This window comes from Halobacillus litoralis (assembly GCF_009856415.1).
Taxonomy (GTDB): domain Bacteria; phylum Bacillota; class Bacilli; order Bacillales; family Halobacillaceae; genus Halobacillus; species Halobacillus litoralis_C.
This window is the reverse complement of sequence record NZ_WMEZ01000005.1, coordinates 143,342-158,102: the sequence shown is the minus strand read 5'-3', so window position 1 is coordinate 158,102 and position 14,761 is coordinate 143,342. Positions and strand designations below refer to the sequence as shown.

Below are 14,761 nucleotides of genomic sequence, written 5' to 3'. Positions count from 1 at the left end.
AGCTTTTTCATGATTAATACGTATTATATATTTCATCACATTCCCCGGCCACCGGCTCATAAAAACAATGGGCTTTGTATCTTCCGACCTGTCTCTGATCATACCATGTCGGCGGACAGTCCCCTTCAGGTCTGAAGTACCATAAACTGTACTTCGCCGGCCAGCTCCTATATCCCTTTACGTTCCTCCGCGCCAAACGTTTTTCACTTTCCCGCGCTCTTTGGTAGTACATGCCATGCTGCAAGGCTTCAAATGCTTTCGGTTGATTGATGACTTCAGGCAATGTGTTCAACCCTTTGAAATCTGAACAATTCGTTCTTGCCCGATTCACGGTCACAGCCCCTACATGCAGCATGCCCTGCTTCCCTTCCCCGGCAGCTTCCGCTCGAAGTAATCGTGCCAACATGTCGATATGTCTGCTTGGAGCTTTAATAACAGCCATGTTGTCGCCCCCTTTTTGCTCACTCTTTTATATCTATTCAAAAAAAGAGATCACATGAAAAAACACGGGACTATGATAACCTTTGTCTCCTTCGTTGATGCCATAGCGTCACTTCAAGGGCAGTAAGACATAGGAGAAGCCAGGCTATACCAAATAAATAACCTGCCACGACGTCTGTAAAGAAATGAACCCCTAAGTAAACTCGGCTAATACCGATCAGTATGGCGATGAGGGCCAATACTACATTGATCCCCCATTTCCATTTGGGTTCAAGTTTACTGATGGCGAAAAGATAAATAATAAAACCATAAAAAACCAGAGCGCCGGACGCATGCCCGCTCGGAAAACTGGATGTCGCGCCGTGATAATCGCCTTTGAATACCGGCCTGTCGCGACTGGAAAATGACTTCATTCCTGCCGTAAGACCACTGACACCTCCCATGGCCAAAATGAAATAAACGCCTACCCAGCGACTGAATGGCGAAAAAAACAACAAATAGACAGCGAGAATGAGTGAAACAATCACCATGAAAATAACGGAACCTGCCTTAGAGATTCCTTTCGCCAAAGGTTCTGCTCCCCCAAAGGACGTCGCCCGCACTAAATCGAAAGCCTGCTGGTCAACGGCGAATTTCTCTTTCTGTAAAATGCTGTTGGTCAAATCAATGAAGAAATAAATGCTGACCCCAAGTGAAACGAACCCAACCACAATAAGTAATATAGATGTGATGGATAAATCCGACATTTTAGTTCCAGAAAATAGCATACCTACTCCACCCTCTTTTTCTTTCGTGATAAACCATTCCCTTGCCTTCTGTAAATAAACAGCTCACCAGTGAATTTCTCTATTTTCCCCCGAACCTTGAAGGAATAAATAAAGGCGAGGGTTTCAAAATGCCTGATATCCTTCCAGTTTTGAGTCGCCAGTGGTGTGATTAAAGAATAAGGTGTAAGTATGCGCTCGAGAGGGCTTGAATCGTGCGTTGGAATGCTGAGTCGCGCGTTGGAATACTGGGCCGCGCGTTGGAATGCTGAGTCGCGCGTTGGAATGCTGAGTCGCGCGTTGGAATGCTGAGTCGCGCGCTGGAATGCTGAGTCGTGCGTTGGAATGCTGGGCCGCGTGCTGGAACGCTGGATCGCCCGCTGGAATACCGAGCCGCGTGCTGGCAGGATTTTGCTCGCACTTAGGAAGCAAGATAAAAAAAGAACTCCCTAAAAAGGAAGTTCCCCTAACATTATTCTCCATCATAGTTGCTTTCCGGTAATGTATCCCAAAAGGAAGGATCTGCAGATTCAAGCGAACCATCCGCCAAAGCCTCCAGTGTGGCTTCCATAGCGGTAACCGCTTGCTGAATCAAATAACCGTTGCTCTTCTGCCCAAGGACATAATCCTCACGGTAATGGTCGGCCATTCCTCTCATTTCAAATAACAGGGTGGAGATACCATATTCAGCAGCCAGTCCATTACGGCTGATCGTCTGTGCTGTTCCACCAGGATATTTGGAAAGAAGGCCGTAACCTTTGGACTCTACTGCATTATAGACGACAGCTCCCAACTTCTTCGACTGTTCACGAACCTCTGGATCTACTTCTGCATTCGTCGGGTACAAAATAGAACCAGATACAAGCTCACCTGTATCCCCAAGCGTCACCTGTGTCCCCTGGTGATGCAAGTCAATCATATAGTCAGGGCTGTATTTTTGCAGCACTTCCTCATGCAAAGCCTTCGTTTCAGGCTGCTCTCGGTCGACATGGTCACGGTTCAAGTCAACTCCATTCGCATTATAGCGCGTATGGGTCCCTGATACATAATCGTCCAAAGAGAAGTTCACATCTCCCTCCGCTCCATCTACATTCAATCTTGGAGCAATCAGCACATTCACGTTTTCAAGAATGTTTTCTACGCTCTTCCCATTGGAAGTCAAATGTTTGATGACTTGGAGGGCACCTTCTGTCGTCAGCGTTTCATTCCCATGCTGCTGAGTGAGAAAAAGCACGGTCGGCTTATCTTCGTCCATATCTCCGAACTTCGCTAAATACAAATCTCTCCCTTTTACGGACTGTCCATATACTTCAAGCTCAAGCGCTTCTGAACGCTGATCAAGCTTTTGTAAGAAATCAGCCATCTCTTCATAAGAATGCAGACGTTCATTTTTGATGGTTTCATTACCATTGTAGTTCGGTCCATTCGCTCCGTTATCTCCAGCCAGAACCGTCCCACTTCCCGGAATCAAACCACCTGTTGTCAAAAGCGCTCCTGTTACAGCTACGGTCAATAATTTCTTTTTCATCCAATGCCTCCCAATTTATAGCTTATTTACCAAATACTTCATTATTTCAGCAAAAACCTGCCTGAGCAGACAAAATGAACAAAAGTGACTAACCGTATTTATCGAAATCGCCAATATGTATACATTCCGAACTAGGACCTCCCACCTTTTTTTACAAAATAAAAAGGATCAGACCCTCTTCGGGAACCCTGATCCTTTCTTTACCTATTTTTCATAAGGAATGTCATTCTCTTCGCACCATTCCCTTGCGATTTCCACATAACGATCTGTCTTATACTTGTACCAATCATTCAACAAACCGTGATATTCTACATGCTCACGGAAGCGTCGGAAAGCCCCGCGTCCACGGATGGCATTGAGAACCTGTTTCCTGACTTGTTCATCTTCTATTGAATAAGAGTAATCCTCCATGATTTCGTAATCATTAATGTCCCATTTGCTGGGAAGTTTCACAAACCTCTCTTCATTATGGACCACCATCTCCGCACTTTTCCAGTCCTCTTCTATCCAATCGATGCGTGTCTCGTATGGCTCACCCATTTCGACTTCGTCATACATCCCCGGAGGAAAATGAACGACAGCAAACGTTTCGCGATCAAAAAAAGCCATATATTCTTCCATAAGAATTTCCAACTCACCAGCAATGTTGTTCAGCTTGACCGGCATAAGCACTCCTCCTCACCCCAGGCTATTTTGGTGATCCACAGCACTTTTTATATTTCTTTCCACTTCCACACGGACAAGGTTCGTTTCTCCCGATTTTTCTGTCCTGTTTAAAAGGGACGACCTTCTCACGAGGTTCTTCTTTAAAAGCAGCTTGCTTCTGTCGCGGCAGTTCTACAGGCTTATGCCCTTTCAGCATCCACATACGAGTATGGTTGTTGGCGTAGACGAGAGTGTCCGCTACTTGCTCCATCACCTTTTTATTAGGGATTTCAAAGGCTTCCTGAAAAACCTCCAGCAGTTCATTGATATTCATTCCTTCTTTCAGAAGCCCTTCCAACAAACTCGCATGATCTAAAATCTCTTCTTGATCTACATCATACGAGGTTTTGACCATCTCTATGAACGGATCCATCGACTCAGACGGTTCGATCCCTCCACCTGACGCTGCTTTTATTAACTGTTTCTTCGAAAATGGATAATACGGGATTTCAGGGCGAGTTTCGTGATGGGTAATCAGTTCTTCTTTTTCTTCAAAATCCAGACCAGCACTCACAAACCCTCCCGTAGCCATATTTAATTCATAATAAGAACAAAGCCGCATCACTTCAAAATAACGCTGGATATCTACTTCTGCCCCGCTAACTCGTTTCAATGTTGAAATAGCAGCACCGTGTTCGATATACCCATAATTATGGAGCATCCCTTTGGTCAGAAGAATCCACTCCGTATTCTCACGGACCTGCTGTTGAAGCTTTTGTCCATCTGCTTCATGGAACGCTGCTCTTAGTTCTTTCGGAAGGATCCATATCCGTCTCCCATCCTGAATTGCCGGAAACGCCCAGGCACGACTTACAATTTTACTAGCATAAGAAAAAGAGTAGTCTTCCCCGCTTACCCCCTCCTTCCCATCAGCCAACTTTTTTACAAGCTCATAGGCATCTTCATTCAAATAAGATAGAGTCCGATGCAAATGTACGGGAAGAAGTTCTTTGAAGTGACCGATTAAGTCCCTCTTATTCATCGAACTCATTCCTTGGAACCCGAAATTCTTTCTCATTTCATCCAGTTCCATTTTCGTCCGTTGATGCAATACCCCCTCGAGATCATCGATATCAGGAGAATGATCCCAAAATTTTTGTTCCTGCTTTCTTCGCCTTATCGTTTCACGCTCTTGACCTTCTCTCAAGTTCTGAATCATCTGTTCATGATTCACAGACAGCACCTCCATGGACGACCTTTTGATGTGTTCATTCTAACATGTTAGATCCCTCATATTCAGAAACGATGCAAGGAATAATGACCAATGGGCTGTTTCCAATGTTTTCTCATACTTTTTTCACAACATTCCGTTTGCTATATGTTATCCTTGTATGCACTACGAATGATAGTAAGAGCGGTCCATTGTCATAGATTTGGAAATCTTTGTTCTATTATGAACACCAAGGTTTTATATAGACTGATGAATAAGACATCGGAGGAACTAACATGAACATTTTAATTACAGGAGCGACAGGTTTTTTAGGGAAACAACTAGCATTGAAACTGATGAAGGAGGGGCATAGCGTCTATGCCTTAGTAAGAAGTCTGCGGAAAGCGGAAAACCTAAAGGATGAAGTTCCGTCACACGCCACGGGAAACCTTCACATTATCGAAGGCGATCTCTCTCTTAAAAATGCGGGAGTCAATGAAAAACGCCTCCAGGATTTGAGAGAGAAGATTGACACGGTTTACCATAGCGCAGCGTTCCTATCCTTTGATGAAAATGAAAGGGAGAAAACCTTCAAAGTCAATGTAGACGGAACAAAGAATGTTCTTCATCTGGCGAAGGAAATAGAGGCTGCAAACTTTTATTATGTAAGCACCGCGTACACGCTTGGAATGAAACGCCATGCCTCGGAGCAGTTGCATGAAAAAGAGCAAACATTTGTAAATGCTTATGAAGAAAGCAAATGTCACGCCGAACACCTTGTTCTAAGCTATGATCATACGTTAAATATTAAAATCTTCCGCCCCTCCATCATTATCGGAGATTCGAAAACCGGAGAAGCGGATACAAGTTTCGCCTTGTATGGAGTTATTCGCGGCCTTGAAATTCTTAAGAAACGGACGGAACGGAAAAAAGAACTTCAAAACCAAACGTTTAAGTTTCTATGTACAGGAGAGACGAGTCAAAACTTCGTCCCTGTCGACTATGTGGTGGATGTTCTTACCGCAGCTCTAAAAACGGATCATTCAAAGGCCATCTATCATATTACCAATCCTCACCCACCGACCAATCGTTTGTTATTTGAAATGATCAAGGAGAAACTTGACTTTCACAATATCGAGATGGTTCCGTCCGATTACGATGGTAAACTAACGAAAGAAGAGCAGGTTTTCAATGCTCCGATGAGCGTCTTCCGTCCTTATTGGAATAAAAACATTCGTTTTGACGACAGTAACACACAGGAGCTTTTGAATAAGAAAGGAATCGCTCCTCTGGAGATGGACAAAGCTATGATCGAACGCATCCTTTACGGAAACAACACGGCAGTCAAAGCATAAAACAAGATTTTTAAAAAGCAGAGGAGATTTAATCCTCTGCTTTTTATATTGGTAAAGGATTTTTTATAGTTTCAAATATTTTCTCCTATTCCATCCCAACCATGAAGGGAATCGACAAAGGAGTGTCGAAAAATGTTCAAATGACAAAAAAAGGAATGGAGTTTTGTATATGTTACATTTCCCGCAACCCGATGTAGAACAATTTTTTCAAACCTATGGAATCGAGACGTTTGCCGTAAGTCCTGATGAAACCCAGCTTGTCTTCAGTACAAATTTGAACGGCAAGTACAACTTATGGGCGATGGATCTTCCCAACACTTTCCCCTACCCCCTAACGTTCCACAATCAAAGTTGTGAGCACATCACCTACGACCCTAAAGGTGAATTTGTGCTGGCTGTTGTGGATGAGGACGGGGATGAAAATGGACAAATTTATGCCATTACGCCTGAAGGAGGCCCGCTTCAACCTGTACGTAAAAAAGAGGGGGCACGACACATCCACCCCTTTTTATCAAAAGACGGAAAGAAGCTATACTATACGTCCACAAAAGATGATGCAACGTTCATGAAAGGCTATCGCTACAACTTGGAAACCAAAGAGGAAGAAGTGATTGTCCACGGGGAAGAGGCCATGACGATTCTCGGCGACAAAAGTCCGGAGGAGAAGAGCTTCCTCTATATGAAAGCTTTTGCAAATACATACCAATTGGTTTACGTACGAAACGAGGAGGAAGACGTGCTTCTGACCCCTTCTCCGGATCCGCAGCACACCGTGTCCGATGCGGTCTTCGTATCAGAACATGAAATTTATCTACTCACCAACTATGAGAGCGACTTTTCCTATCTCGCCCGCTTCGACCTTGAAACGAAAACTTTTGAAAAAGTCGTCCAAGCAGAGGCAGAAGAATTCAAGCAGATGAAGTATGATCAAAGGACGAATTCGTTGTATATCATCAGCGAGAAAGGCGTTCGCGACCATCTCTATCAATATAAGCTGGAAGATGCGCAACTGGAAAAGTTGGACGCTCCTGTCAACGTCATCGATCAGTTAGTGATTGCCGAGTCTGGCCGTGTGTACCTTCGAGGAGATTCTGCGACTGTACCTGCTAACCTGTATAAACAGACGGAAAAAGGGTGGGAACCGTTGACTAAGTACGGCGTCCCCGGCGTGAAAGAGGACCATTTAATCGCTCCTGACTCTGTCACCTATGAATCTTTTGATGGGTTGGAAATTGAAGCCTTGCTGTACCGTCCGAAGCCGGAAAAGGATAACGGTCATATGATTCTCTGGCCGCACGGAGGTCCACAATTCGCAGAGCGCGACTCTTTCCGTTCGCTCTTCCTGTTCCTCGTCCATGAAGGCTACAGCCTTTTCGCACCGAACTTCCGGGGTTCGACCGGTTATGGACAGACATTCACAAAAATGGTGGAGGGCGACTGGGGGCATGCACCAAGACTCGATAACATCGCAGGCCTCGATTGGTTGATCGATCAAGGATATGCTACTAAAGATAACATCCTGTTGATGGGTGGCAGCTACGGAGGCTATATGTCTCTCCTTCTTCATGGAAGACATGCGGAATATTTCAAGGCGGTCGTCGATATCTTCGGTCCCTGCAACCTGTTCAGTTTCATCGACTCCGTTCCTGAACATTGGAAGCCGGTCATGGCCCAGCTCGTCGGTGATCCTGAAAAAGATAAAGAAAAGCTCGAAGAAGATTCCCCCATCAACTTCCTGGACAACATGACAAAGCCGATGCTCGTCATTCAGGGTGCAAAGGACCCCCGCGTAGTCAAGGCGGAATCCGATCAAATCGTTGAGGCTTTGAAAGAGAAAGGAAGAGAAGTGGAATATGTCGTTCTGGAGGATGAAGGGCACGGATTTTCCAAAAAAGAAAACGAAATTCTGGTGTACAGGAAAGTCCTCGACTTCTTCCATCGGCACATTTAATAGAAGAACAAAGGCGCAAGCGTCCCAGGAGCCTGACGTAGCTTATTAGGGATGTGTTATCCACAGTTCCCAAGTTTTTATAGTTTCCTAAGCAATCAAAAAAGAAGGGCTCCATTTAGCCCTTCTTTTCTCTACCTTTTCATTTTCCACTTCTCCGCCAATATACGAATATGGTCAGGAGTCGTCCGGCAGCACCCACCGATAAGTGACGCACCGTTTTCAATCCAATGTTCGGATGCATCATCAAAACAGCCCGAAGAACCTTCCCCCTGCCACGTATTGGAGTCTGGGTCATACGTTTCGCCGGAGTTCGGATAAACAAGCAGCGGCTTGTCTGTATGCTGTCTCAACACAGAAACCGCATCGGCTGCTGTTTCCATCGGTGCACAATTCACTCCAATTGCAGCGATTTGCTTATGATGATTCAGCTCAGCAGCACATGCCCGAAGAACTGTCCCATCGCTGATCTTCTCTCCATCTTTTAATGTAAACGACATCCAGGCATACGCACCTGGAAATTCTTTTAATAAAGCAGCCAATACTCGCGCCTCTTGAAACGATGGAATCGTTTCCATCGCTAGGAGATCGGCTCCCGCTTCCAACAGTGCTCTCATTCTGGGACGATGGAAATCTACCAATTCTTGATCGGTCACCCCATATTGCCCTGTGTATTCCGATCCGTCTGCAAGATAAGCCCCATAAGGACCAATCGAAGCGGCCACTACCGGTTTCACATTGTTGGAAGACGAAGCTTCTTCCCAATATTCATCCCTCGCGCTTCTGGCAAGCTCGACCGTTTTTTTAATCAACGATAGCGATTGTTCTTTCGATAAGCCCCGTTCTGCAAATCCAGCAATTGTCGCCTGGTAACTGGCGGTAATGGCACAATCCGCTCCTGCTTTGAAATATTCTTTATGTACTTCCTTGATGACCCCCGGATTTTCCAAAAGCACTTTTGCCGACCACAAAGGATCATCCAAGTTACATCCATTAGATTCAAGCTCTGTCGCTAATGCGCCATCCAGGACCATCACAGCATTCTGCATAAGTATTTGTTTAATAGGATCCATGTGTACTTCTCCCTTCTATCTTTCATTTGCTTTTAGACCTTTCGACAGCGCAACGTTTCATTCCTGCAAAACAAATAGACTACCTTCCACGCATAAAAGGAAGATAGCCTCATTGTATGGTTTATGATTTTGCCATTTTCTGAAGTTGCTCTTCTGCCATTTTTCCTGTTACTGGTAAATGATACTTTTCTCCCTGATAGGCTTTGACCATCAACACGATCCATAACACCAACGTAACTGGAGCCATCAATAAACTGACAAAAAGGCCGAAAATTGGAATGAGATTGACGACAAACCCAAAAACGAAAAAGAAACCAAATAAGATCACGGATTGCATCGCATGAAAACGGATGAACTCATTTTCCTTTTCAATAAGAAGGAAGACGATCCCACTGATAAAGCCGAGCAAATAGGCAAGCAGACCACCGACATTTTCCTCTAATCCTGTCGAAGATTTTTTCTCTTCCTCACTGCCTGACGTTTTCGTTTTCGATTCTTGATCCACTTTCCACCCTCCCTTGCATGAGCACTTCAACCATTCCGTCACATATACCCCCTTCCTTTTTACTAATACATATCAGTTTGATTGAAGAGTATGACCAGGATGGCATTAAAACTTTGATGATTTCCAAGTATGATTTCATTTTTAAGATAGGATTCACACACCATAATAGCCTCTGTTTCCTCAAACCTTCAATTATGAGATAACAAACTAAAAAACCCCCTCCTTCCATTACAAAAGGAGGGGGCTGCTTTTATTGTAATTCTTGCTTCTTCACAAAATCCGCTTGTACAATAAAACGCTCAGGAGCAGAACCGATAAAGTCGAACGGGTAACAGGTGGTCAACGTCAACGTCGGAGATGATTTGGGGACCATGACCGATGTATCCTCCGCGTCCGTCACCCAGATGTTATGGATTTGGTATTCATATTCAATGTTGTTTTCCGTGAGGTAGATAAAATCCCCTTCCACTAAACCATCAAGTCCGACAAACGTCGTCTCCCTGTGACCGGCGAGGGCGGTGTGTCCACCTTCGGAAGGAGCTGTCGTAAACGACGTATCATACATCCCGATCCCTTTTTTCAAAGTGTTTAGATCAGAACCGTAATACACAGGATACTTTTTACCAAGTTTCGGAATCGTCAGCTCTCCGACCCCTTCTCCGTTTTCATACGTCTCAGCAGAAACATGATCTACGGCGTAGGAAGCGTCCTCCCGCTCTTTAGACACCGAAGAACCTTGCCGCATCTCTGTTTGTAATTCGGGATCATAGGAAACGACATGACTTTGGATCCACCATTGGTAACCGTTCCACAAAACCATGAAGAGTCCCACCGTAATGAAGATGATGCTAAGCTTTCGGATCATCAGACTTCATCTCCTTTGCGTTCAAGTGATGGATTAGATGTTCAGGTTTCTTCTTCTGAACAATAGAATCGCGCCTGCCCCTGCTACAAACGTCCCGAGCAAAATACCGATTGGGTAAGACGTACTCGTGTCAGCAAGTGGAGCACCTTCCTCTGTTTTCTTAAGTCCTAGAAGTTTGAAGATATTCTCCGCGTTGTCTGTGTTATCGATGAAGCCTTCAAAAAACTCAGATCCCGGACCGTAAGCATAGACAGGGACATCTACACCTGTATGGCCATCCGTCGTCCAACCTGTTCCGGAGCGCTCATTGAAAATCGCTTCAATCGCATTGTCCACTTCTGTCATCTTTTCATCTTCTGCCGCTTTTTCCATCGCTTCGTTGACAGCAGACACTTCTTCTTCTGTCACTTCAAAATCGATATGTTCATTCAAAGTCGCCTTTATTTCGGCACCTTCTTCTACAATTTGTTTAGCCATATAGTCAGGCGTGCGTTTGGCTGCATGTATGACGGACGGGTCCCACTTATAAGGTCCGCCTTCACCGATGGAAAAGCCTCCCGTTGAGTGGTCGGCTGTTGTGACGACAAGTGTTTCTCCATCTTTTTCAGCAAACTCGATCGCTTTCTCATAGGCTTTCTCAAAGTCCTCCATCTCACTCATGGCCGCTACCACATCATTGTCATGGCCAGCCCAGTCGATTTGACTTCCTTCCACCATCAGGAAGAAACCTTCTTCATTTTCACTTAACGCCTCAAGAGCTGAGGTCGTCATTGCTTCCAATGAAGGCTGTTCTTCAGGACGGTCGATCGCCTTGTCCAAACCGACAGGAGCAAAGAGACCAAGGATCTGATCATTCGTCGTATTCATTAATTCCTCTGTTGTCGTTACATAATCGTACCCGTCTTTTTTAAACTCCTCTGTGAGGTTGCGGTCGTCTCTTTCAAAAAAGTCCGTTCCCCCACCAAGTAAAACGTCCACTTTATGTTCCCCTTGAATCATGTCGTCGTAATAATCATCCGCAATTGCGTCATAGTTGTTCCGGGATTCGTCGTGGGTTCCGTAAGCTGCCGGTGTCGCATGGTTAATTTGGGATGTAGCAACAAGCCCCGTAGATAATCCTTTTTCTTTGGCCGCTTCAAGCACGGTCTTCGTATTTTCCTGTTCCAAATCTACCGCAATCGCACCATTGTAGGTTTTCTTCCCTGAACTCATGGAAGTCGCTGTAGCCGCAGAGTCAGGGATGTTCTCTTTTTCATCCTCTTCTCCACCGTCAAAATGAGGATCCGCAGAATACACCGACTGCATCCCGACTAGATGAGGATCGAAAGCTGTGTCTTCCATCTCCATGGTGTTTTGATCATCTTTTAAGTATCGATAAGCCGTCGTATAGGAAGGTCCCATGCCATCACCAATCAAAAAGATGACATTTTTGACATCCCCATTATGTTCAGAAGCACTTACCGTTCCGTTTCCTGACACTCCCGCAGCTGATCCAAAGAACAGACAGGATAAGGCCGTTACAGACAACACTTTCTTTGCAAACCGTTTATTCAATTCCATCCCCTCCGGTAAAGATTGATCTTACATGCCCTATGTTAATGACCATTTATTAACAGAAAGATAAGAGGAGGTGACAGAGGTGTAAAAAAATGTTATCGATTTATGAAGAACACCTTATGAAAAAAAGTGCCCGATCCTCCAAAGGACCAGGCACCTATTCTTAGTTCTTATCCACTTTTTATTCCTTCTGTACATTTACTCAGTAACCCATTGTCCAGACAAACTTGTAATAACAGTTCCTTGTAACCTGCTTCTTCAAATTGAATGCCGATCTGGTCGCTATCATATTCCTTGATGACACCGGGGCCGAACTTTCGATGAAGGATGTTTCTTCCAATTTCCACCTCATCCAATCGGAGCAGGTTTTCATCTGATAAATCCGGAGCCTGCCGCTTCCGTTTTTTCAGCGTCTTCTTTTCTCCTTCAGGCTGAATAATCCTCCTCACGTTCATCAAGAAAATCGACTCTGTCACGCGTTCACTGCCTTTATAGTTATAAGTCAACAATTCAAGGTGCGTCCTTGCGCGCGTCATTCCGACATAGAAAAGACGAACGGCTTCTTCCATCGGTCCCGTTTCCTTATTGCGGTACGTATCCATATCGTCTTTCGACGGAATGACACCATTGACGAGGTCGATCATGTACACTTTGTCATATTCAAGACCTTTGGCACTGTGGAACGTCGTGAGAGTAAGTGCACTTTTGTTTTTATTGTACTTCGACGTTTGAAGGAGTTTCTCCAACTCTTTCAAGCGATCAGCGAAACCTTTCAGAGAGCCTAACCCCTCCGCGATCTTTTCCAGGGTGTTCAAAATGTTCATCAGGTGCTCGGCATTGAATCCGAATTTATCGGACATCTTTTGGAGCGCATGATCGTAACCAAGCTTTTCCCTGATCGTGCGGATCGCCTGGGCGGGCTCCATTTCATTGATGTCTTTGAACAACTTTTTCGCTTTCTTGATGTTCTTCGCTTGATAGTCAGGCAGATCCCTTTCCATAAGCCGATCGAAAACAGAAGCCTGACTGACTTTCTTTTTCAAAAAGAAAATCTGTTTTTTGGAAATGTAAGCATTGAACTTCGTATGAATGCGCTCGAGAATATCTACTCGACGATCATTATAGGAGAAGCGCATGAAGTTCAGGATATCCTCCACGACCCAATGTTTGAAGAACTTCGGATCAATGTCTTTCATATAAAAGTCGATTCCCGCTTTTTCGAGCTGGTCTGCAATTGGCACAGCCGATGCGTTATTGCGGTAGAGAACAGCCACTTCTTCTCCCGGTTCTCTCTTTTCCAGCTCTTCCGTCAAGTACTTCAACTGCTTTTCATAGTTGCTCAAGTTTTTGATCTCAATCGGAGCATAAGCCTCATTTTCCGTAAACATTTCTTTCGCATACCGTTTTTTATTGCGTTTAATGAACTGGTTGGATACATTCACGATATCCTCGGAGGAGCGGTAGTTCTGAGCCATCGTCAAGACGGTTCCGTTCGGGTACGTTTCTTCAAAGTCCAAGAGTTTGTCTACATCCGACCCGCGCCACATGAAGATGGATTGATCATCATCCGCTACGACACAAAGGTTGTTCTGCGGTTTGGCCAACAATTCTACGATTTCATGCTGGACGAGCGAGTTATCCTGACTTTCATCCGTCAGAATGTATTCAAACTGCTGCTGATAGTTGGATAGGATTTCTACATCGTCCAATAAGATTTGGTGACAATACGTCAACATATCATCAAAATCAAGCAGCGGCTTATGTGGATCTTTTTTCTTAAACGTTTCATACGATTGATAGATGTCCGATGCCTTTTTCACCTGACAAGGGACCCGCTCAAGCTCTTTCCCTTCCATCATCCGGTTTTTCACAAAACTGATGTACCTCATCAACTCGTCCATCTCATCATCCGTCATCTGCACACCATTTGTATCTTCATACAACTTTTTCAAAATGAACTTCTTATGAAGGGGCACCTCCGGCCCGTCCCAGCCCTTTTTCAATTCTTCATCACTGATGTTTCCTTCAATCAGCTGGAAGTCCTGTCCATTCTTCCGTAATGATTCACGGACCACTTTGTATGCAAAACTGTGAATGGTGGAAAAGTGAACCTTCTCATTTGTCAGACCAGAAAAGAAACGATCGAAACGTTCCGACATATCCCTTGCAGATGCTTTACTGAACGTCACCGCCATGATCCGATCAGGTTCCACGTTCTTCTCGAGGATCAAATAACCAATCTTCATATTAAGTGTCGTCGTTTTCCCTGATCCCGGCGACGCAAGCAAGAGCAGCGGCCCATCCGTGTGCACCACGGCCTGCTGCTGAACATCATTCAAAAGGACACCTGTCTCTTGTTCCATCCGCTCAAAAAAATCCATAGCTGTCCTCCTCCTTCCCATCGACCTATAACGAAAAATAGATGGAAGAAGGCACACACGCTTCTTCCATCTATTTTTTCAACTTCACTTATTATACATTGGATTTCTTATCGTTTCTAGATGAATTTCTTCCCTTCCTTACATGAGAAATTCAATTCCGATTCATAATAAAAAGGAGATGGAGGTGAACAATCATGGCGAAAAGAACAAAGAAACACGATGCTGAACAAAAGAACAAAAAGGGATTTGACCCGAAAAAAGCAGACACTGAATTCTCCCAGGAATTCGGCAGCGCAGCAGCTAACGAAGCTCACAAACAAGAAGCTCAAAAAGCACGCAAATCCAAAAAAGCAAAACAAGATAACTAATAAAACAAGGGTTCCTTCATTGGAAGGAGCCCTTCTTACTTAGCATACCCGCTGAGCCGTATATATAGGGGGCTAGGAAACAGCTTGTCTTCCCACTTATCCAAGGCTCGTAAACGACCCG

The 14,761-nt window shown here is 44.7% G+C and carries 13 protein-coding genes; 3 read left to right on the top strand and 10 right to left on the bottom strand.

All coding sequences use genetic code 11. The features are described 5' to 3' along the window. Nucleotides 1–13 precede the first annotated feature (13 nt). The 5 genes from GLV98_RS13745 to GLV98_RS20355 form a co-directional block, all read right to left on the bottom strand. Nucleotides 14–442 (bottom strand): cell wall hydrolase, encoded by a 429-nt coding sequence (locus tag GLV98_RS13745; protein WP_160916161.1) that lies wholly within the window; start codon nt 440–442, stop codon nt 14–16. Between the two features lie 70 nt (nt 443–512). Continuing rightward, entirely contained in the window at nt 513–1,208 is a 696-nt protein-coding gene (locus GLV98_RS13740) for a phosphatase PAP2 family protein (protein ID WP_160916159.1), read from the bottom strand. A gap of 469 nt (nt 1,209–1,677) precedes the next feature. Further along, nucleotides 1,678–2,733 (bottom strand): M14 family metallopeptidase, encoded by a 1,056-nt coding sequence (locus GLV98_RS13735; RefSeq protein ID WP_160916156.1) that lies wholly within the window; start codon nt 2,731–2,733, stop codon nt 1,678–1,680. 204 nt (nt 2,734–2,937) lie between these two features. After that, a complete protein-coding gene (locus GLV98_RS13730) occupies nt 2,938–3,399 on the bottom strand; it encodes a UPF0158 family protein (RefSeq protein WP_160916154.1) in 462 nt (153 codons plus the stop codon). 22 nt (nt 3,400–3,421) lie between these two features. Then, the gene (locus tag GLV98_RS20355) at nt 3,422–4,612 is read right to left on the bottom strand and encodes a YecA family protein (protein ID WP_337193756.1); all 1,191 of its coding nucleotides are present in this window, start codon (nt 4,610–4,612) and stop codon (nt 3,422–3,424) included. A gap of 272 nt (nt 4,613–4,884) precedes the next feature. On the opposite strand from GLV98_RS20355, the gene GLV98_RS13720 reads away from it, so the two are divergent. Further along, a complete protein-coding gene (locus GLV98_RS13720) occupies nt 4,885–5,943 on the top strand; it encodes an SDR family oxidoreductase (protein ID WP_160916152.1) in 1,059 nt (352 codons plus the stop codon). A 169-nt stretch (nt 5,944–6,112) separates the two neighbouring features. Continuing rightward, nucleotides 6,113–7,894: a S9 family peptidase gene (locus GLV98_RS13715; RefSeq protein ID WP_160916150.1), complete on the top strand. Its 1,782-nt coding sequence runs from the start codon at nt 6,113–6,115 to the stop codon at nt 7,892–7,894. A gap of 131 nt (nt 7,895–8,025) precedes the next feature. Here the strand turns inward: GLV98_RS13715 and mmuM are convergent, their stop codons facing one another. From mmuM to GLV98_RS13690, 5 genes are all read right to left on the bottom strand, one after another. After that, complete coding sequence (mmuM, locus tag GLV98_RS13710; RefSeq protein WP_160916148.1) at nt 8,026–8,964, bottom strand: homocysteine S-methyltransferase; 939 nt, start codon at nt 8,962–8,964, stop codon at nt 8,026–8,028. 121 nt (nt 8,965–9,085) lie between these two features. Next, nucleotides 9,086–9,469: a DUF4870 domain-containing protein gene (locus tag GLV98_RS13705; RefSeq protein WP_160916146.1), complete on the bottom strand. Its 384-nt coding sequence runs from the start codon at nt 9,467–9,469 to the stop codon at nt 9,086–9,088. 250 nt (nt 9,470–9,719) lie between these two features. Then, nucleotides 9,720–10,334 (bottom strand): sortase, encoded by a 615-nt coding sequence (locus GLV98_RS13700; protein WP_160916144.1) that lies wholly within the window; start codon nt 10,332–10,334, stop codon nt 9,720–9,722. 33 nt (nt 10,335–10,367) lie between these two features. Next, a complete protein-coding gene (locus GLV98_RS13695) occupies nt 10,368–11,894 on the bottom strand; it encodes an alkaline phosphatase (RefSeq protein WP_160916141.1) in 1,527 nt (508 codons plus the stop codon). 167 nt (nt 11,895–12,061) lie between these two features. Continuing rightward, the gene (locus GLV98_RS13690) at nt 12,062–14,272 is read right to left on the bottom strand and encodes an ATP-dependent helicase (RefSeq protein WP_160916139.1); all 2,211 of its coding nucleotides are present in this window, start codon (nt 14,270–14,272) and stop codon (nt 12,062–12,064) included. Between the two features lie 194 nt (nt 14,273–14,466). Between GLV98_RS13690 and GLV98_RS20025 the strand changes: the two genes are divergently transcribed. Next, a complete protein-coding gene (locus tag GLV98_RS20025) occupies nt 14,467–14,640 on the top strand; it encodes a hypothetical protein (protein ID WP_167356014.1) in 174 nt (57 codons plus the stop codon). Nucleotides 14,641–14,761: the final 121 nt, after the last annotated feature.

Bases quoted from the DNA above. Each gene is read 5' to 3' on its own strand.
- GLV98_RS13740 (WP_160916159.1), bottom strand. From the start codon at position 1,208: ATGCTATTTTCTGGAACTAAAATGTCGGATTTATCCATCACATCTATA.
- GLV98_RS13745 (WP_160916161.1), bottom strand. From the start codon at position 442: ATGGCTGTTATTAAAGCTCCAAGCAGACATATCGACATGTTGGCACGA.
- GLV98_RS13730 (WP_160916154.1), bottom strand. From the start codon at position 3,399: ATGCCGGTCAAGCTGAACAACATTGCTGGTGAGTTGGAAATTCTTATG.
- mmuM (WP_160916148.1), bottom strand. From the start codon at position 8,964: ATGGATCCTATTAAACAAATACTTATGCAGAATGCTGTGATGGTCCTG.
- GLV98_RS13695 (WP_160916141.1), bottom strand. From the start codon at position 11,894: ATGGAATTGAATAAACGGTTTGCAAAGAAAGTGTTGTCTGTAACGGCC.
- GLV98_RS13690 (WP_160916139.1), bottom strand. From the start codon at position 14,272: ATGGATTTTTTTGAGCGGATGGAACAAGAGACAGGTGTCCTTTTGAAT.
- GLV98_RS13720 (WP_160916152.1), top strand. From the start codon at position 4,885: ATGAACATTTTAATTACAGGAGCGACAGGTTTTTTAGGGAAACAACTA.
- GLV98_RS20025 (WP_167356014.1), top strand. From the start codon at position 14,467: ATGGCGAAAAGAACAAAGAAACACGATGCTGAACAAAAGAACAAAAAG.
- GLV98_RS13715 (WP_160916150.1), top strand. From the start codon at position 6,113: ATGTTACATTTCCCGCAACCCGATGTAGAACAATTTTTTCAAACCTAT.
- GLV98_RS13735 (WP_160916156.1), bottom strand. From the start codon at position 2,733: ATGAAAAAGAAATTATTGACCGTAGCTGTAACAGGAGCGCTTTTGACA.
- GLV98_RS13700 (WP_160916144.1), bottom strand. From the start codon at position 10,334: ATGATCCGAAAGCTTAGCATCATCTTCATTACGGTGGGACTCTTCATG.